This is a genomic window from Pectobacterium wasabiae CFBP 3304 (assembly GCF_001742185.1).
Lineage (GTDB): Bacteria > Pseudomonadota > Gammaproteobacteria > Enterobacterales > Enterobacteriaceae > Pectobacterium > Pectobacterium wasabiae.
In genome coordinates this window covers 920,421-939,578 of the sequence record NZ_CP015750.1, presented here as the reverse complement: position 1 = coordinate 939,578, position 19,158 = coordinate 920,421, and the positions used below count along the sequence as shown (strand labels likewise).

The 19,158-nt window shown below is 49.0% G+C and carries 17 protein-coding genes and 5 pseudogenes; 2 read left to right on the top strand and 20 right to left on the bottom strand.

Annotated features, from left to right (window positions below):
• Positions 1-185: 185 nt before the first annotated feature.
• The 6 genes and pseudogenes from rapA to A7983_RS04155 all read right to left on the bottom strand — a co-directional run.
• A complete protein-coding gene (rapA, locus tag A7983_RS04180) occupies positions 186-3,089 on the bottom strand; it encodes an RNA polymerase-associated protein RapA (RefSeq protein ID WP_005975612.1) in 2,904 nt (967 codons plus the stop codon).
• 161 nt (positions 3,090-3,250) lie between these two features.
• Positions 3,251-5,617, bottom strand: coding sequence for a DNA polymerase II (locus A7983_RS04175; RefSeq protein WP_005975610.1), 2,367 nt, complete (start codon positions 5,615-5,617; stop codon positions 3,251-3,253).
• A gap of 287 nt (positions 5,618-5,904) precedes the next feature.
• Entirely contained in the window at positions 5,905-6,261 is a 357-nt protein-coding gene (locus A7983_RS04170; RefSeq protein ID WP_039479450.1) for a hypothetical protein, read from the bottom strand.
• 55 nt (positions 6,262-6,316) lie between these two features.
• Positions 6,317-6,802, bottom strand: coding sequence for a hypothetical protein (locus A7983_RS04165; protein WP_005975607.1), 486 nt, complete (start codon positions 6,800-6,802; stop codon positions 6,317-6,319).
• A 66-nt stretch (positions 6,803-6,868) separates the two neighbouring features.
• Complete coding sequence (locus A7983_RS04160; RefSeq protein ID WP_005975604.1) at positions 6,869-7,171, bottom strand: hypothetical protein; 303 nt, start codon at positions 7,169-7,171, stop codon at positions 6,869-6,871.
• 218 nt (positions 7,172-7,389) lie between these two features.
• Positions 7,390-7,674: pseudogene (locus tag A7983_RS04155) on the bottom strand (hypothetical protein); the annotation flags it as partial.
• A 182-nt stretch (positions 7,675-7,856) separates the two neighbouring features.
• On the opposite strand from A7983_RS04155, the pseudogene A7983_RS24790 reads away from it, so the two are divergent.
• Positions 7,857-7,934 (top strand): annotated as a pseudogene (locus A7983_RS24790) (SymE family type I addiction module toxin); the annotation flags it as partial.
• A 68-nt stretch (positions 7,935-8,002) separates the two neighbouring features.
• Here the strand turns inward: A7983_RS24790 and A7983_RS04150 are convergent.
• From A7983_RS04150 to A7983_RS04095, 12 genes and pseudogenes are all read right to left on the bottom strand, one after another.
• Positions 8,003-8,470, bottom strand: coding sequence for a hypothetical protein (locus A7983_RS04150; RefSeq protein ID WP_005975600.1), 468 nt, complete (start codon positions 8,468-8,470; stop codon positions 8,003-8,005).
• Entirely contained in the window at positions 8,471-8,803 is a 333-nt protein-coding gene (locus A7983_RS24230; protein ID WP_005975598.1) for a hypothetical protein, read from the bottom strand. It lies immediately after the preceding gene.
• Positions 8,804-8,859: 56 nt separating this feature from the next.
• Positions 8,860-9,016 (bottom strand): annotated as a pseudogene (locus tag A7983_RS24315) (RHS repeat-associated core domain-containing protein); the annotation flags it as partial.
• Positions 9,017-9,651: 635 nt separating this feature from the next.
• A pseudogene (locus A7983_RS04135) lies at positions 9,652-9,990 on the bottom strand (RHS repeat-associated core domain-containing protein); the annotation flags it as partial.
• 84 nt (positions 9,991-10,074) lie between these two features.
• Positions 10,075-10,671: a hypothetical protein gene (locus tag A7983_RS04130; RefSeq protein ID WP_174549428.1), complete on the bottom strand. Its 597-nt coding sequence runs from the start codon at positions 10,669-10,671 to the stop codon at positions 10,075-10,077.
• The gene (locus tag A7983_RS24310; RefSeq protein ID WP_069704140.1) at positions 10,671-11,018 is read right to left on the bottom strand and encodes a hypothetical protein; all 348 of its coding nucleotides are present in this window, start codon (positions 11,016-11,018) and stop codon (positions 10,671-10,673) included. Before A7983_RS24310 ends, A7983_RS04130 begins: the two co-directional genes overlap by 1 nt.
• A pseudogene (locus A7983_RS24305) lies at positions 11,016-11,636 on the bottom strand (RHS repeat-associated core domain-containing protein); the annotation flags it as partial. The gene A7983_RS24310 and the pseudogene A7983_RS24305, both read right to left, overlap by 3 nt.
• A 56-nt stretch (positions 11,637-11,692) precedes the next feature.
• Positions 11,693-11,920 (bottom strand): hypothetical protein, encoded by a 228-nt coding sequence (locus A7983_RS04115; RefSeq protein ID WP_005973801.1) that lies wholly within the window; start codon positions 11,918-11,920, stop codon positions 11,693-11,695.
• The gene (locus A7983_RS24920; protein ID WP_456107102.1) at positions 11,911-12,219 is read right to left on the bottom strand and encodes a Tse2 family ADP-ribosyltransferase toxin; all 309 of its coding nucleotides are present in this window, start codon (positions 12,217-12,219) and stop codon (positions 11,911-11,913) included. The genes A7983_RS04115 and A7983_RS24920 overlap by 10 nt, the downstream gene beginning before the upstream one ends.
• A 17-nt stretch (positions 12,220-12,236) precedes the next feature.
• A protein-coding gene (locus A7983_RS04110; RefSeq protein WP_156781734.1) for an IS3 family transposase occupies positions 12,237-13,387 on the bottom strand; the annotation gives its coding sequence in 2 pieces (ribosomal slippage) (positions 12,237-13,129 and positions 13,129-13,387; 1,152 coding nt in all).
• 140 nt (positions 13,388-13,527) lie between these two features.
• Positions 13,528-14,046 carry an Hcp family type VI secretion system effector gene (locus A7983_RS04100; RefSeq protein WP_014700322.1) on the bottom strand — a complete coding sequence of 173 codons (519 nt, stop codon included), beginning with the start codon at positions 14,044-14,046 and terminating at the stop codon, positions 13,528-13,530.
• A gap of 556 nt (positions 14,047-14,602) precedes the next feature.
• A complete protein-coding gene (locus A7983_RS04095; RefSeq protein WP_005975303.1) occupies positions 14,603-16,183 on the bottom strand; it encodes a sensor domain-containing diguanylate cyclase in 1,581 nt (526 codons plus the stop codon).
• Between the two features lie 147 nt (positions 16,184-16,330).
• Between A7983_RS04095 and A7983_RS04090 the strand changes: the two genes are divergently transcribed.
• Positions 16,331-17,101: a DedA family protein gene (locus A7983_RS04090; protein WP_005975301.1), complete on the top strand. Its 771-nt coding sequence runs from the start codon at positions 16,331-16,333 to the stop codon at positions 17,099-17,101.
• Positions 17,102-17,141: 40 nt separating this feature from the next.
• Here the strand turns inward: A7983_RS04090 and ilvN are convergent, their stop codons facing one another.
• Together ilvN and ilvB are read right to left on the bottom strand one after the other, a co-directional pair.
• Positions 17,142-17,435: an acetolactate synthase small subunit gene (ilvN, locus tag A7983_RS04085; RefSeq protein ID WP_005975298.1), complete on the bottom strand. Its 294-nt coding sequence runs from the start codon at positions 17,433-17,435 to the stop codon at positions 17,142-17,144.
• A gap of 5 nt (positions 17,436-17,440) precedes the next feature.
• Positions 17,441-19,105, bottom strand: coding sequence for an acetolactate synthase large subunit (gene ilvB / locus A7983_RS04080; protein ID WP_005975295.1), 1,665 nt, complete (start codon positions 19,103-19,105; stop codon positions 17,441-17,443).
• Between the last annotated feature and the right edge of the window lie 53 nt (positions 19,106-19,158).

Sequence of the window (19,158 nt, the reverse complement as noted above, 5' to 3'; positions counted from 1 at the left end):
GACAGTTTTCTGATTCCCAAATCATAAAGCTATCTGCTGCAATCCTTCTGGACTAACTGATTTTGTGGGGGCGATCAGTTCGCAGGGAAACCTCGCCTCATGGTAGGCTCGTATATCTCGATTTTGCAAACAACATGTTGTTATGGCAGCGGTATAGTGCTGTGCCTACACCGCTGCCAGTAGTGCTACTGATGTGTTACCACGACCAGACGGATCGCATCCAGACGCCAGTTGGCCTCGTGGAGGTTGCTCAGCACCTGCTCGCGCTGATTTTCCAACGCGGTCAGCTCATCTTCACGAATGTTTGGATTGACGGCTTTCAGTGCTTCCAAACGTTCCAGTTCGCGGCGCAGTTGCAGATCGGCCTGCTGTTGCGCTTCGGTGATAAGCTGGCGCGCCTGCGTTTCTACCAACGCTTCTGCCTGTTGCAGCATCGCATGAACATCGGATTGCACTGCATTCACCAGCTTGCTGGACGTATGACGGTTTACTGCGTTGAGCTGGCGGTTGAAGCTCTCAAACTCAACCTGTGCCGCCAGATCCGTGCCTTTACGATCCATCAGCAGACGAACCGGTGTTGGCGGCAGGAAGCGGGTCAGTTGCAAGTGTTTTGGTGCCTGAGCTTCCACAACGTAAACTAGCTCAGCCAGCAGTGTGCCGACCGGCAGCGCTTTATTTTTCAGCAGGGAAACCGCACAGCTTCCGGTATCGCCGGACAGTACCAGATCGAGCCCGTTACGAATGAGCGGGTGTTCCCAACTGATAAACTGCGCGTCTTCGCGGGAAAGTGCCTGATCGCGATCGAAGGTGATCGTACAGCCGTCCTGCGGCAAACCTGGGAAATCCGGCACCAGCATATGATCGGATGGCGTCAGTATGATCAGGTTATCGCTGCGATCTTCCTGATTGATGCCAACAATATCAAACAGGTTCAGGGCAAATGTCACCAGATTGACGTCATTATCCTGTTCAGCAATGGCCTGCGCCAGCAACTGAGCCTGCTCGCCACCGTTAGAATGCATTTCCAGCAGACGATCGCGGCCTTGTTCAAGCTGTTGCTTCAGGCTGTCGTGCTGCTGGCGGCAGGTATGGATAAATTCATCCAATCCCTGCTGCTCACCGACGGTCGTCAGTCGCTCAATCAACTGTGTATGGTGTGCATCATAGATAGTGCGGCCTGTTGGACAGGTGTGCTCAAACGCATCCAACCCTTCGTGATACCAGCGTACCAGCATGGCCTGTGCAGTATTTTCCAGATACGGCACCAGAACCTGAATTTCTTTTGCCTGCCCGATACGATCCAGACGACCAATACGCTGTTCCAGCAGGTCGGGGTTGAATGGCAAATCGAACATCACTAAATGGCTGGCAAACTGGAAGTTACGGCCTTCGGAGCCGATCTCTGAACAGATCAACACCTGTGCGCCTTCTTCTTCGGAAGCGAAATAGGCGGCGGCACGGTCACGTTCCAGAATAGACAACCCTTCATGGAAGACGGCGGCACGAATAGCCTCACGTGTGCGTAGCACCTGCTCCAACTGTAGCGCTGTGGCTGCCTGAGCACAGATTACCAGCACTTTTTCATCACGATTGGCCGTCAGGTAGTTCAGCAACCATTCGACACGCGGATCGAAGTTCCACCAGGTGGCGTCGTCCCCTTCGAGCTGTTGATAAATTTGTTCTGGGTACAGCATGTCGCGCGCGCGGGTTTCCAGTGGCTTGTTCGCGTTCATAATGCCGGACACTTTAATGGCCGTTTGGTACTGCGCCGGCAGCGGCAAGCGGATCTGATGCAGGATACGCTGGGGGAAGCCTTTAACGCCCTGACGCGTATTGCGGAACAACACACGGCTGGTGCCGTGGCGATCCATCAGCATGGTGATCAGTTCCTGACGCGCTTTCTGGTTGTCATCGCTGTCGCTGTTGATGGATTTCAGCAACGGCTCAATGTCCTGTTCACCCAGAAGATCGCTCAGCGCATTTAGCTCAGCCGCCTGAGCGGTTTCACCCGCTAATAGCAGAGTGACGGCATCGGCGACCGGACGGTACTGCTGCTGTTCGGCAACGAATTCCTGATAGTCGTGGAAACGGTTGGGATCGAGCAGGCGTAAGCGCGCAAAGTGGCTCTGCTGCCCAAGCTGTTCAGGTGTTGCGGTTAATAGCAGCACGGCAGGGGTAGCGCGAGCCAGCGCTTCAATCGCCTGGTATTCCGGGCTGGGGCTCTCTTCGCTCCAGACCAGATGGTGGGCTTCATCCACCACCAGCAGATCCCAGTCAGCGTTGACCAACTGTGCAAAACGCTGGGCACTGCGTTGAACAAACCCCAGTGAGCAGATCACCAACTGTTCGGTTTCAAACGGGTTGCTGCTGTCCAGTTTGGCTTCGGCATAGCGCTCGTCGTCAAACAGTGAGAACAGCAGGTTAAAGCGGCGCAGCATTTCGACCAGCCACTGATGTTGCAGGGTTTCCGGTACGATAATCAGCACGCGATTGGCACGACCCGCCAGTAGTTGCTGGTGGATGATCATACCGGCTTCAATAGTTTTCCCCAGACCGACTTCGTCCGCCAGCAAAACGCGTGGTGCATGGCGTTGGCCGACTTCGTGAGCGATGTGAAGCTGATGGGGGATGAGGCTGGCACGCATGCCGCGCAAACCGCCCCATTGTTGCAGCGCCTGCTCGTTCTGGTGCTTGCGGGCGCGATAGCGCAGAGCAAAGCGATCCATACGATCAATCTGTCCGGCAAACAGGCGATCTTGCGGTTTGTTGAACGTGAGCTTGCTGTCTAGAAAGACTTCACGCAGTTCAGCCTGCGTTTCATCGTCCAGGCGTTGGCCGCAATACACCAGCAATCCTTTTTCTTCCCGCACGTCATCAACCTTGAGCTGCCAACCTTCATGGCTGGTAACGGTGTCGCCGGGATTGAACATCACGCGGGTGATGGGGGCATCGCTGCGGGAATAAAGTCGGTTTTCACCGCTGGCAGGGAAAAGCAGCGTTATCATACGCGTATCGACGGCAACAACCGTTCCCAGTCCAAGTTCGCTTTCTGTATCGCTGATCCAGCGCTGACCAAGTGTAAAAGGCATAAATTCTTAGCTCGATGTCGTTTGTGTCGGGGGAATGTCTGATTACATTATCGGTTGCTGATAATGCTGCTGATGCAAATTCAGAAAGGGCGTTATGGTAATGGATGACAGCGCGTTCGTCACCTCTCAAACTTGCTGTGCTGTGAATTAACCGCTTCTATTTAAAATAATCCCATCTGACCTGTCACCAGTGTAGCAAAATCGTCATGAAGGAAAGGAAGAATGGCGTCTGCGACAGGTTGGAGCTGGCGTTCTACATAATGCTGGTAATCTAACGGTGAATGCCGGGTTTCCAGTGGTTCAGGGCCGTGGACGGTCATCACATAGCTGATCCAACCGCCGTTTTGGTATTGCAGCGGTCGCCCTTGCTGGCGGTTATAGTCATCGGCGATCTTCGCGGCTCTGGCGTGTGGTGGCACGTTGCGCTGGTAATCATCCAGCTTGCGACGTAGTCGTTTACGGTAAATCAGCAGATCGTCAAAATCACCGTTCAGGGTTCGATCGACATAATCTCGCAGCCAGTCCTGATAAGGTTGTTGCTGAAAAATCAGCAGATAAAGCTGCTGTTGAAACTGCTGTGCCAGCGGCGTCCAGTCGGTACGCACGGTTTCCAGCCCTTTGTACACCATCTTTTCGCCTTGTGGCGTGTCGATCATTCCGGCGTAGCGCTTTTTACTGCCTTGCTCTGCGCCGCGAATCGTTGGCATCAGGAAGCGGCGGAAATGGGTTTCAAACTCTAGCTCCAGCGCGCTGGTTAATTGTTGGGTGTCTTGCAGATGCCGTGTCCACCACTGATTAATGTGCTGTACCAGCGTTTTGCCAATTTTTGCAGCTTCCTCTTCACTGTGCGAATACTTAAGCCAGACGAACGTGGAGTCGGTATCGCCATAAATGACCTGATAGCCTTGTTCTTCGATCAGCTCGCGCGTTTTACGCATGATTTCATGACCGCGCAGGGTGATAGAGGAGGCGAGGCGCGGGTCGAAGAAGCGACAGCCGGTAGCACCTAGCACGCCGTAAAAGGCATTCATGATGATCTTCAATGCCTGTGATAGCGGCTTATTGTTGGTGCGCTTCGCTGCTTCACGCCCTTGCCAGATTTGCTCGACAATCGCAGGTAAACAGTGCTGTTCGCGGGAGAACCATGCCCCGCGAAAACCGGATACGGCATGTTGAGTGTCTGGATTCTGCGTTCCCACCGCTAGCCCGACCGGGTCGATCAGGAAGGTACGGATAATCGAGGGGTAGAGGCTCTTGTAATCCAGCACGAGCACTGAGTCATACAGGCCGGGACGCGAATCCATGACAAATCCACCGGGGCTGGCCTCAAGCGCAACCTCGCCCAGATTAGGGGCGACGTAACCCATGCGATGCATGCGCGGTAAATAGAGGTGGGAAAATGCTGCAACGGAACCCCCGCTGCGGTCTGCCGCCAGCCCGGTGACGCTGGCGCGTTCCAGTAAAAAGGGAAGGAGTTCAGTTTTGTCAAAAATACGCGTGACGAGTTCGCAGTCTTGCAGATTATAGCGAGCGAGTGCGGGCTTATCTTCGGCAAAGCGACGGTCGATTTCATCCATCCGCTGGTAGGGCGTGTCGATGGCTTTGCCTTCCCCCAGCAGCGACTGTGCGACAAACTCCAGACTGAACGAGGCAAAATTCCACGTCGCGGATTTGAGCGCTTCAATACCGTCAATAATCAGGCGGCCGGTTGCGCTGGCAAAGAAATGTCCCTGTTTAAAGCCGTGTTCTCGCCATTCCAGCGCCTGTCCATTACGCCCCAGCGTGAGCGGAATGTTGTAGCGTTCGGCATGTTTCTGCAAAACACGCAGGTCAAACTGCACCAGATTCCAGCCGATGATGGCGTCGGGATCGTGCAGCTGCATCCAGGTGTTCAGCTTTTCCAACAGTAGCGGGCGGCTGGCGACGTATTCAAGATTAAAATCATCGCGTTCAGCAGGTGTCCCGTTTGGTGGGCCGAGCATGTAAACCTGACGCTGTCCACAGCCTTCCAGCCCAATGCAGTAAAGCTCGCCGTGGCGGGTGGTTTCGATATCTAGCGACACCAGCCTGAGCGTCGGGCGATAATCGGGGTTGGGTTTCATACGGGCTTGCGTCAGCAGGTTATCTGACGTGGGTGTACCGCTCAACCACACGGGGGCGGTGATAAAGCGCTCCATCAGAAAACGTTCCGTCGGGCGAATATCCGCTTCGTAGACCTGAACGCCACCTTCACGTAGTAACTTTTCCAGCCGCAGTAGCTGACGGTATTGCGGGCAATACAGCCCCAGTAGCGGTTGATGATGGAAATCTTGCATAGCAAGCGGTTTTAACTGCCAGCGTTTTTCCTGCTGTAAAAGCATTCTTGCGCGGGCTTCCTGCTGTGCGGGAATAAAGGCTATGGCCTCTTGTGGTGGCAGTCGGGCGAGCAGCGGGCCTTCATCGGTGGCCAGCCAGAATTCAACCTGCGTGCCTGCTGGCGTATCATTCCAGTGGCGGGTCAGTAGAAACCCCTGACGAACCTGAGTCACTAAGCGGCCTTTTATAGCAAGCGGATAAGGAAGGATTGTGGGGATAAGTATGGTTATTTATACAGGTAATGTCCAGTGTCCTGGAATAGAACTGTCACGCCGAAGCCATTATAGGCTACAGCTTGTGCAACTGTCCTACGGTGAGCACTGTGCTCTCCGACTCTGACAACGGGTTTACTTTCTGTTTATTTTCAACATGATCTTTAATATTCAAAATTTTGGAATATACAGCTACCTTAGAATGTAATGAGAAATAATTCTAACTATTTAATTTTACTCCTATTTAATTAGGAATATATTACTTCGCATTTTCCAATGATATCAAAAACGTGATCGTAGGTGCTTAGCACTATTCTTTTGTTATCTCTTTTATATTCCCCTTCAACTTCATCAAAACTTGATGCAGTGTATTTTTCATAAGGGTAATCATCTGTTTTGTAGATCGATAAATTTTCTATGTCAGTAAATGAAAATTTAATAAGGACATCTTTTTTATTTTTTATTGATGGCTTGCATGCCATCAATGATAACGATGATGTCACAATGAACTCAAAAGGGTGGAGATTAAGCGCTGTGTTTGACAAGATAAGCGCATTTCTTCCGTAAATTACACCATATTTAGTTTCTATTTCTCTCATGTTCATGTTAACGAGTCTTCGATTGAAAGTTGACTTAGCCATCTATCTATTATTACTACTGTTAAAAAGGTGAAGGGATTTTTTTATGCAATTCTTGTTCAAAGATAATTCGTAATTCTTGAAAAATACTCGTCCATTTTTCAATATATTCTGATGTGTCAATGTGAACGATGAAATCAGACATTTCTCTGTTGATTCCTCCTACCCCTGGCCCCTTTTTATAAGATAGGGAGAGTCTATTTTCATTCACTTTGTAATATATGTAAAAATCAGATCCCTGCTCGCAAAACCATATTTCTTCGCTTTTGCAATTGCGTGTTTTTGCCGCATTGATAGAGTCGATGATATCCTCAAGACATACTGAGAAATCAGAAAATAAATCTAGTCTAACATTCAACTTATCGTTAAATGTAATATCTATAAAACCATTTAAATATTGAGATAGTTCGACAAGCGAAAAGTGGAAAGGAGATAACTCCATTTCCTCTTCATTTAAAAATTCATCTGGCTCAACAGGCTTTTTATTTACTTTTAATTTTATTTCCATGTTTAATTCATAAATGTGTGATTGAGTTGTGGATGGGGTTTGTTTTTTTTATAATTAATATTTTCACTATTCTTCCGAAAAATAAACAGGAATATTTTTCGCCAAAAAAGCATTGCTAACTTGATCTGTGATTATTCTCTGATCGGTTAAATTTCCATATATCGATAAAATAACCTTGTCTTTTAAAATGGAAATATCAAAGAGCGGGGGCGTTTTAATTTTATATTCTTCACCATATCTAACAAAGCCATAGTTTCCAGATGTTGATGCATAAACTCTTTGATACTCACTTTCCAATGCTAATAATATCTCATCTCGTGTTTCTTTAGCGATTTGGGCGTTCAAATCTGCAACTAATTCTAAACTCATGATAAGACTCTCCTCCGTGGACTCCCGTTTCCGCGAGAGCCGTAGCCTTGGTCATCGTACTGATAAATGTGCGAGACAGCCTCGTCATTCGCGGCATGAGCGCGCTGCGACCGCTGGCGTCGTAGTCAAAAGTCAGTTCGACGCCATCCACGCGCCGCTCGTTCACCCGCCGGCCAACCGCATCATAGCCAAACTGGTACGCCGCGCCGTTGTCCGGCGAAGTCATACTCCAGCGTGAGTTGCTCACCCGCACTGTTGCGGTAGGCCACCACACGCGGTAAATCGGCAATCTCCTGCCACTGGTATTCGCTAAGCAGGCCGCTCGCCTCTTCATGGCTGGCCATCAGCCCGTCATCGTGCCAGGTAAAACGACGGCGCACGCTACCGCCCCGCCCGGTGACGGTAATCAACTGCCTGTGCGCATTGTAGGTATAGTGCACCAGACAGGTCGATTCATCCAGCCAGACGCTGTCCGTCAGTGCCTCAAGCGTGTTATCGTCGTTTCTCAGAACAGGCCCCATCCCTTTCCCTGTACGCTATCACTGGGGTTACCGCTGCGCCAGCAGCGTTGCCAATAGACGGGCAATAATCCCCCCAGCGGCGATACTGGTCATGAGTACGCCAAAACGGCAGGCTCAACCTTCCTTCCGCCATCAACCTTAAAGGCCGCTAGCGGGAAGCGTCGGGGTTTATGACGGGGATGCCGATAACGGTGACGGTTGAGCGGGGCAGAATAGTGATTGAGACCGGGAGTAATCTCTGACACCGCACACGATAAACAGCAGATAAAAAATAGCCGGAAGGATCGTTGGGAGCGCTTCCGGATTTTATTTATTTCTTCGGTTTCCATGAGTAATAGTTAGCAACTCTCATTTCTTTTAGAATAAGTTCTAAAGGAACGTTATCTATATCATCTGCTATTTCATCATATGGAGCTGGAAGATCAATAGAAAAACCAAAATCATCATTAACGATAATACAACCGTTAAATATACGTTGATTATCAGTCAGTTTAATTATATCGGACATTCTCATCTCAGTATGCAGAGAGTTCATATAATAACCCTTGTATTTCTCATTGCACCCGACAGATGTAATTAAACCGTTAGACAATGTAGCTATCGTAATTGTCTCATCAATAACATACGCCATTCTTTTTTCATAATCAGGTAAAAAATAATCGAAAAACCTAACAACATGATTTGAATACATATCATTGAGATGGTTTTCAATGTTCTCACCTAAAATTATATTTCCAATCGATTTATTAGAAATAATATCAGCATTGATATCAATCATTTATAGACCACCATTCATTAGCACGCCGTTAACATAAACAGGAGAATCGTTAATAAGATCATGATTTTTAAACCCACCATGACCTATTCGGCCATAAACGACATCCTTACCATTAACGTCACGATAAACCTTCCAATAGTCATTTCCATGAATATTCTGTTGGGAGCCTGAGCCACCTGGATGATAATCTAATTTATAAGTAGTGCCTGATTTTGTTGTTTTAACATATTGAATATGCTGGATAGCGCCCGGCTTATCAGCCTGAGGGTATGTTTTCGACCAGCCTTTCGACGTTAAATAATCATGAACATCCGCAGGTTTTTTCCCCGTCAAGCGATCAGTCCAGCGACTGGTAATTTTATCTCTGCGATTAAATCCTTTATTAGATGAACAGGGGCTTAACCCCAGCGGATTCGGCGCATACTGATATAAGTTTAACCCGCCGTTTAGCCCTATCGGGTCCTGCGTGGTGAAGCGGCCTACCGTCGGGTCGTAATAGCGGAACAGGTTGTAGTGTAACCTCGTTTCCTCATCCGCGTATTGTCCTTAATATTATCAATGTGATATATCTCAATACCATTTTCATTTCATTAATTTATATTCTAGGTAGTCATGCAATTTATCCGCCAAATAACAAGCATGCTCAACTTTAACTATGAAATTAAAAAAATAATATTGGGCTTCTAAGTTTTCTATTATTTTATCGTTAATCATGAAAAAACCCACATATGTGGAATACATGTTTTTTATGTCATTGGATAATAATTCTAAATCGATATTATAATTACTTATATCATAAAAAATATTAACATAATCCTTATTTACATTACTTAACTCTATATAAGGGGAACGGTTTTTTCACAGTTAAGCCAGTGATCATTTTTTTCTTTTTTATCTTTGTAAGTAAATTTCATAATTAATCCTTTATCTTGAAATCAGTAACGTGTGTCATTTTACCCGTCTTATCTATTTTAGCCATATAATGTACATTTACATCATTGATTTTTTGTTCCATCTTAGACCATCCTTTCCCTTTAAAGTGTGGATCGCCGATTTGTTCTGGTTTTATTATTACAGATCCATTCTCTGGATGTTTTTTTACATGATCTAAAGCAAAATCCTCATTCTTATTTCTTATTTCTTGTTTTAGTTCTCCCTGTTGATTTTACTTTTTCTGGTTTACGGGAAGAGGAACATTTCGCCAACCCCAGCGGATCCACCCACCCCAGCGGATTCGGCGCATACTGATAAAGATTTATCCCCCCCGCCAGCCCTATCGGGTCCTGTGTCGTGAAGCGGCCTACCGTGGGGTCGTAATAGCGGTACAGGTTGTAGTGTAAACCTGTTTCCTCATCTGCGTATTGTCCGGCATAGCGTAGCGACTGGGATTCTACCGGCTTGCCGTGGCGTAGTCCTTCGCTGTCCTGCGTCTGTCCGTTGACGGCGCCGAAGCTGCCGTAGTCTCCGCTCCAGCGCACCGCGCCTTCCGCATCCGTCATCTCCAGCGGCGCACCGTTCAGTGCGTCTCTTCCTTCAATCTGAATTATTTAAAATATATTCTTAATCATAATTTAAAATCCCAAGTGAATTCTAATGATGAAATATCAATATGATTTATTTTCTAAGATAGATGATATCATTTTGTATTTTTTATCAAAATTAAGCTTGAAATACATTTCAGCATCATTAGATAGCTTCCCTTCTTCATAAGCCCATGAAAGAAGATACTCCTTAAGATAATTGCTTATGTTGAATGAACTTGGAATCACATCATTTAGCCCTATGCCTTTTTCTTTAGAAAAAGATATAACACTTTTTGCTGCAAGCATTAATGGGTACTCAATCCATTCCGAATAACCTTCTATTCTCCCAATAAACTCACTCTTATAAATCACTTCCCTTATGAACTCATTGGAAATGAGTTCATTATTAAAAAAAAGACGCATGAAGACACCAGCTTTAGAACCTATTTTTCTTTCAATTAATTCCAAATCCAAGACATCCTTTACAAGAAATACTGAAGTGTATGATATAAAGTATTTCGCATATTCACGTTGCGAATTTTTTTGTGATAAAGAAAAATCCATATCAAGGGAAAATGAAAGAAGTTGAAAAAAAACATCGTGGTTACGCCATAGGAGTTCCATCCCCCCCCCTTCACGATAATAATATTCCAATTTATCTAAATAATCAGTTTGCATTACACACCTCCACAATTTCTTTTGGGACCTCTAGCTCCAGGTTTAAACGGCCTGCCGCCAACCTTACCTCCCCCAACCTTTCTAATATAATTGGCGATTTTCTTCTCAGATCTACGCATTTTATTTATTATTTCCCTATCACCCAACATCTCAGATGACTTTTTGTTTAACTTACCATCGAGTAGAGTTCTATCAGCTTTTACTTTCCCAATAGATTTTCCATTTTCTTCAATATGATAATGAATCGGATCTGCATGCTCTCTGGATAAGTCATCATAATAATGGACAATATTTGTATTGCCATTAGAAGAGATAATTCTATCTGGCAGAGAAGGGGCTGTATTCAACCCAAGCGGAGCAACCCACTCCAGCGGATTCGGCGCATACTGATAAAGATTCAGCCCTCCCGCCAGCCCTATCGGGTCCTGTGTGGTGAAGCGGCCTACCGTCGGGTCGTAATAGCGGAACAGGTTGTAGTGTAACCCTGTTTCTTCATCCGCGTATTGTCCGGCATAGCGTAGCGGTTGGGGTTCTATCGACTTGCCGCAACGCAGCCCTTCGCTGTCCTGCGTCTGTCCGTTGACGGCGCCAAAGCTGCCGTAGTCTCCAGCGGCGCCCCGTTCAGTTCGGTATTGAACCAGCGGATATCGCCGTCACGCGCGCCCGATTGCTGCGTGATACGCGCTAACGGTGACCACCAGAGAGTCGGGTCATAACGTAGCTTTCCGTCCGCTCGGCGTGTCTGACCTGTAGCAGCCGAAAACCTTCCCACAGGAAACGCGTCTCTTCCTGTTTACCGTTTTCACCCCGGGTGACCGTTTTATGGGTGCGCCTGCCCAGCGCATCATAGCCATAGCGGGCCACGAACTCACCCTGTAGCCCCGGCCCCGCGCTTCCACCAGACGGTTGTCCGCATCCCGCAAGCCGTCCCTGACTGACGCCAGTTCGCCGGAAGCCGTGTAGCGTAACGCCCGCGAGAGAAGCTGCTGCTCCACTGATTCTCGGCTTTATGCTTTATTTTTTAATATATAGATAATTGAGGATTACAATGTCCTTCAACAAAATCCATTAACTCTAAAACAACTTCTTCATTTGAAACTAGCCTAAGTTCATTAAGATATAAGAGCATTTCATTTTTAGACATACCTCTAACCTTGAAAGAAATAAGCAACTCTCTTAATTTCATAAGATTAGAGCAAAAGACTATTTCACTCGATAATATATCAATAAACTCTTCTTTTATTGGCATAATTCCCACTTCCCTTTTGTCGAGGCTAATGCTCTTTGATATTCATCCATACTCATCGTACGGCTGGGTTGGATCGTTCCGTGAGTACGCGAATCAGGGACATGTTTTAAATCCTTTCCTAAATCAGATGTATCAAGTTCCCATACAGGATCTTTTCCTGTTCCACCGAATTCTGGTGGCTTCCTATGGTTAGGTAAACCATCAGTATTTGGGGAAACTGATACGCCCCCACTATTCGGATGAACATTTCCGTTAAGATCAACCTTAATATCTGTTCCAGGTCTAGTGATCCTACCCACGTAATGTGGACACAGCCCTAAGCGAGGTTCTGGTTTTCAAATTGTTCCGGGCTGAGACCGCCACAAGCACTGTGGCGTCGCCACCGATTGTAATCACACTCGATATAATTAAACACTGTTGTTCGCATTATTTCCCGGCTGATAAAGCGTTCCCCGTGGATGCATTCCACTTTCAGTGAATGGAAAAAGCTTTCCACACAGGCATTATCGTAGCAACACCCCTTTGCACTCATGCTGCCATGCAGATTATGCCGTTTCAGCAGAGTCTGGTAATCCGCTGAACAGTACTGTCCGCCACGGTCGGCATGGACAATAACGTTTTTCGGTCGCTTACGACGCCAGAGCGCCATCTGTAACGCATCGCAGGCCAGTTGCGCCGTCATTCGTGACGACATCGACCAGCCAATAACGGCCCGTGACCACCAGTCAATCACCACCGCGAGATACAGCCAGCCCTCGTCCGTGCGAAGATACGTGATATCGCCTGCCCACTTCTGGTTCGGGCCGCTGGCGATGAAGTCCTGCTTCAGCAGGTTTTCCGATACCGGCAGGCCATGTTCACGGTAGCTGACCGGACTGAATTTACGGCTGGCTTTCGCCCGCAACCCCTGACGGCGCAGGCTCGCAGCGATGGTTTTGATGTTGTACTCCGGCAACTCATCAGCAAGACGTGGCGCACCATAACGCTGTTTTGCCCCAGCGAATGCCTTACGGACAGCCTCATCGCAAATGAGCCGGAAATGCTGGCGCGGGGTTATCTGACAACGACGCCTGCGCCAGACATACCAGCCGCTGCGGGCAACCTGAAGCACCCGACATATGGCTTTGATGCTGAACTCTGCCCGATGCTTTTCGATAAAGACATACTTCATTTCAGGCGCTTCGCGAAGTATGTCGCGGCCTTTTGGAGAATAGCCAGTTCTTCATCGCGCTCCGCCAGTTGGCGCTTCAGACGCGCATTTTCGGCAGCCAGTTCATTCTCGCGCTCTGATGAGTTCATCTGCTGGTGTTGTTTACTCCGCCAGTTGTAGAGCTGGGATTCATACAAGCTGAGTTCACGGGCAGCAGCAGCGATTCCAATACGCTCAGCCAGTTTAAGGGCTTCATCGCGAAATTCGGGCGTGTACTGTTTGCGGGGCGTTTTGCTGGTTGGTACTGGTTTTGTCATGAGTAATCACCTCTGGTTGAGAGTTTACTCACTTAGTCGCGTGTCCACTATTGCTGGGTAGGATCAGATCTGGAGATACCAGATCTCAGTACAGGGCAGGCAAAAAACCCGGCACGGTGGCCGGGTTGGAGACAGAACGATTAAGCTTCGACTGGCGCGCGCCAGTCGTCGGAACCAGAGGTTCCAGCGACGGTGTGCTCCCAGTCGATTTTGCGGTAGGCCAGTGAGACTTCAATCAGTTGGGTGTAGTCCAGCTTGGCTGGGTCCTGGCAGTGTGGCATCTGGCAGTTAACATCAACGATGGTGGCATCGGTCAGCACGGTAGAGAAGAAGTGCTCCTGTTTGCCTTCCACCGAGGTGCGATACCACTTCAGGGTAACGGTTGGCAGCATTTCACCGGAGGCGAGGGCGTTGTACATCAGCGGCACCGCTTTGTTCAGTGCGACGGTGAATTTAAACGGCTTGTGTACGCGCTGACCGGATGGCTGACCGGATTGCGGGTCGGTTGGTACGGTAACGACGTGCTTGAATTCCTGCACCAGCATTTCGTCTTCGTGGCCTTCCACGTAGATGTTGCCGACAGAGTCAGAGGTGAAAGCACCCGCGGTAATGTTGCCCTGAGTTTTTCCTTCGATGCTGATATAGCATGGAGTTGGCATGGTATTGCTCCTTGTTGTTGAACGAGTTGAATAACTTCACGTTCTGTATAGCAATCTGCATGCCAATTTTTATCCTGTTGTTTTTGCTGATGAATCACTTAAGTCATATTTTCCTTAAGCCAAATTTGAGCAAGAAGTTGCGCAGACCTCGCGAAAAAACGGCATCCATTGCGCAAACAGTGATTTCCACCAGAAAGTGAGCAAGAAGTTGCGCAGAATGCGCAGTAATGCTGAAAGTTTTCCTTAGTGATAAATTAATCAAAGGAATAACCAATTTAAACACGGTATTTTGATAGGTTAATGACAAATAAGGTGATAATTTGCGCACGTTTGCGAAGGGTGTGAGTAAGCGGTTACTTACATTTATTATGCAAAATAGGCATAGGAAAACTAAAATTCAGGTAAGAAAAGTAAAACAGGCGGGTATTGCTATCACGCAATACCCGCCTGTTTTATTGATTACCGTGGCGTTCTTAATCGGGACATCATAATCTGTCTGGCTAAATGATTAACGCGACTGTGTGATGAACCATAAAAAGACAGGGGAAATCGGGAATTAATGTTCGTTGCTTAAGGCTGAAACCACACGGTTGCGGCCTTCCTGTTTGGCTTGATACAGCGCCTCATCCGCTAGCTTGAAGGTTCGCTCGACTGACATATCGCTGGTGCCCGGTTCCCACAGGGCAACACCTAATGAGATCGTAATGTTGCCCACGACCGGTATCGTGGAGTCCTGCGTGCGTTGACGTAATCGTTCAGCAATCTTGATAGCCTCATCCTGACTGGTTTCGGGCAGCAGGATCAGGAACTCTTCACCGCCGCTGCGGCACAGAATGTCGGCATCGCGCGAGCTGGTGCGAATAAGCTGTGATAGATAGCGAATAACAGTATCCCCGACGTCGTGACCATGAGTGTCATTGATGCGCTTGAAGCGATCGATATCGAGCGCAATGACCGCAAAGCTTTTTTGCCCCATCTGCCAGTAGCGGAGAACGCTGTCCAACCCACGACGATTGAGCAGTTCGGTCATCGGGTCCGAGTGTGCCTCAGAGCGTAACTTACCAATTTTGCGCTGTAATAAATCGATACCCAGTAACATTGCCTGCTTAAGCTGAGAGGCTTCAAAATACCAAGAGTGGATATTTCTGATATCGTCAGAAACGTCTGTCGCATCCATCTTATTGGCACTGCGCGCCAACAGCCAGAGGGGCTGTGCGATGAGTCGGGCAAGTAGCCAGACGCACAAGATAGTAAGCAGCGCTAGCGGGAGCGTATGACGCAGAACGTTCAGCATCAGTCCATCCAATGGTTTCAGCGTGGTGTCCGTTGGACGAAGCGCCACAATCTCCCATTGTGAGGTTGATTCAACGGCGTAACCCGCTAACATTTTTTCACCCAGATAGTTAACCATATGCTGGCTACCATTATCTTCGCGCTGTGTGTCGATCTTCAGATCGTTGGTTTCTACTTTACCAATACGCTCCATATCGCGGTGATACAGCATCTTTCTATTTTTATCGGTGACATAAATATAAGAGCCGTCGCGGTAATAGTGTTTATCTAACAGCGTATTAAGCACGCTGGGTTGCTTGAGATAGATCGATCCGCCGATAAACCCTTTATATCGGCCATCTCGCGTGAAAATCGGCGACGATATCAGCACGATAAGGTTATTGGCGGCAGACATATAGGGCTGACTGATGAGAGGCCGCTTTTCTTTTAACGCGTCGAGCACGCCGTCTGTTGTCAGGTTTCTCCCGATTAATTGGAACGTGTCGGGTGATGTGGCCCTGACAATACCTTTTTCATCGGCAATGACGACAGAGTTGAAGTTGCTGGTCTGTAATCGCAGGCGGTCAGCTTCTTTTAGCAGACTGACTTTGTCATCCATTTGGTAAGCGACGATGTTTGCGCTGTAGGCTAACTGCTGCTGGGATTCTTTAAAGAAAGAATGGGTCATTGCCGCAAGTTTGGCGGCGTAGACGCGGTTGGCTTCAAGTGTGTTATCAATCAGAAGCTCTCGCTGGACGCGATAGCTGGCATAAAAACTGTTTGCCAGCGTCACTAATGCGCTTGCCACTGCTAGTAATAAGATAAGGCGTCGTAGCCCGAAATGATTGAGTAGTTTAAAAAACATAGTGGCAGAGCGGCACAGTGGCAAAAAATGACCGCTATCATAAGTGTTGATGCCCTGCGGTGCAAAAGAATTGACCAGCAATCAGGAGTTGACGGCTTCTGCTATGATCCAGACAATCCTTGTTTTTATAAAATATGGGTAGGTTTTATGGAAGCGTGGCTGGATCATCTGGTTACCCAATCACTCGCGTATTCGCTGATCGCCGTCATGCTGGTTGCCTTTCTGGAATCTCTGGCTCTGGTGGGCTTGCTGTTGCCAGGTACGGTTATGATGGCAACGCTGGGGGCACTGATCGGTAGCGGACAAATGGGGCTGTATCCGGCGTGGGCGGCTGGGATTATCGGCTGCCTGCTAGGGGACTGGATTTCCTATTTTATTGGCGTGCGTTTCAAAGCGCCGCTGCATAACTGGTCTTTCCTGAAAAAGTATCAGGCATTAGTGAATAAAACCGAATATGCCCTGTATCAACACCCAATGCCGACGATATTGATCGGGCGCTTCGTCGGCCCGACGCGGCCGTTAATCCCGATGGTGGCGGGAATGTTGGGGTTGCCTCCGTATAAATTTGCCGTGCCGAATATCATCGGCTGCCTGCTGTGGCCACCGGCCTATTTCTTACCCGGTATTTTGGCTGGGGTGGCGATTGATATTCCCGCAGACACGAACAGCGCCGGTTTTAAGTGGTTATTACTGACAACAGCCGTCGTAGTATGGGTCGCAGGCTGGTTAAACTGGCGCTGGTGGCGTAGCGATAAGCGTAAGCATCCTGATTGGTTTAGCAGAAAGATACCGCTCAGACGCCTGCGTTGGGTCGCTCCAGCGATATCTGTAGCGGCGGTTGCATCGTTGATCGTGCTGATTCAGCACCCGCTGATGCCAGTTTACCGGCACCTGCTATGGCAGGTGCTCAACGGGTAGCCGTTATTCCGGCCGGGGACGTTCCCGGCCCTTGCCAGATTTAACAGTAGAACTCAGCGACCTGCTCGAAAATACGCATTTCTTCACCGTGACGGCGTACCTGTAGAACGTCCTCCAGCTTTTCTACCTGACTGATCATTTGCTGTAGCCGTTGGTCATCTTTAACCAATAGCCAGATTCGGCTTTCTTCACCGTTTGTCAGCGGCATACACAGAATGCCTTCTACGTTAAATGCCCGGCGGGCAAACAGGCCGCAAACGTGTGACATCACGCCGGGATGGTTGCGTACAGAGAGTTCTAGCGTGACCTGATTTGAAGTTGCTTGAGTTGACATAGTCATTAATCTCCGATCATATCGATGTTCGCTGCGCCCGGCGGCACGATGGGGAAAACTTTTTCATTAGCGTCAATGCGTACGTGGATCAGCGCTGGGCCCGGCTGGTTGAGTGCTTCTTTCAACGCGGCCTGTGGGTCGGTTGCGGCGTTCAGATCGCAAGTCGCAAAGCCGAAACCTGCGGCAATCGCGAGGAAATTCGCACTGTAGCGGTAATCTGCGGCGAAGATGCGTTGCTGGAAGAACATATCCTGTTGCTGATGAACCAGACCGAGTGACTGGTTATTCATCAGGACGATTTTTACGTTGAGCCCTTCTTCTGCCGCAGTCGCCATTTCCTGAATGTTCATCATCAGGCTACCATCACCCGAGAAGCACACTACGGTACGCTCCGGTTCGGCCAGTGCCGCACCAATCGCCGCAGGCAAGCCAAAACCCATCGTGCCAAACCCGCCGGATGTCAGCCATTGGCGCGGGCGACGCAGCGGATAAGATTGAGCGACCCACATCTGGTGCTGTCCGACATCGGTCGTAATGATGGCATCATCCGTCAACGCCTGTGCCGTAGCTTGAACCAGACCATAATGGCTTAAGGGATCGTCAACATTCGGCATGTTGAACGGAAATTCCTGTTGCAGCCCGCGGACGGTTGCGTGCCATACATCACGCGATTGGGGGGCAATATGTGGCAGCAGGTGATCCAGCGCCTGCGCGACATCGGCATTGATCGCCACGTGCGGTTGACGGATCTTGCCTAACTCGGCCGGATCGATGTCGATGTGGATGATGCTGGCCTGCGGGCAAAACTGCTCCGCTTTACCAATCGCGCGATCGTCAAAACGTGCACCCAGCACAATTAACAAATCCGCCTGCTGTAAGATCAGATTGGTTGATCGTGCGGCGTGCATGCCGAGCATACCCAGCGACAGAGGATGATCGACAGGCATTGAGCCTAGGGCCATTAGCGTCATGGTGGTTGGCAGGCTGGAACGTTCCGCTAACTGAACGGCCTGTTCGTGTGCGACGCTGCTAATAATTCCCCCGCCCAGATAGAGAACCGGACGCTGCGCTGCGTTAATCATGGCGGCAGCCCGCTCAATGTCCTGCTGCACGATGGCTGGTGGCGTATCGAGAGGAAAGACGCTAGGCAGTTCACTCAGTTCAATGGTCGCGTTCTGAATGTCTTTTGGAATATCGATCCACACCGGGCCAGGGCGACCCGATTGTGCGATGCGAAACGCTTCCGGGATCACGCGCGGCAGTTCGTTGATGTCACGCACCAGATAATTATGCTTGGTGACGGGGATAGAGATGCCGTAGGTGTCGACTTCCTGAAATGCATCGGTGCCGATCATGCTGGAAGGCACTTGACCGGTGATACACACCAGCGGGATTGAATCCAGTTTGGCATCGGCAATGGCAGTAAGCAGGTTGGTTGCTCCCGGACCGCTGGAGGCCATACAAACGGCGGCTTGCCCGCTGGCGCGCGCCATGCCTTGTGCCATAAATCCTGCGCCTTGCTCATGGCGAGCCAAAACGTGGCGAATCGTCTTGCTTTGACCCAGTGCATCATATAACGGCAGAGCTGCGCCACCTGGAATACCCGCTACGGTGGTGATGCCCTGCTGTTCGAGCAATCGAACAATCAACTGAGCGCCTGTATAACGCATGTTTACATCCTTCATCAGGGCCGGTGCGGTGTCGGAGCGGGGAGGGTAGAAAC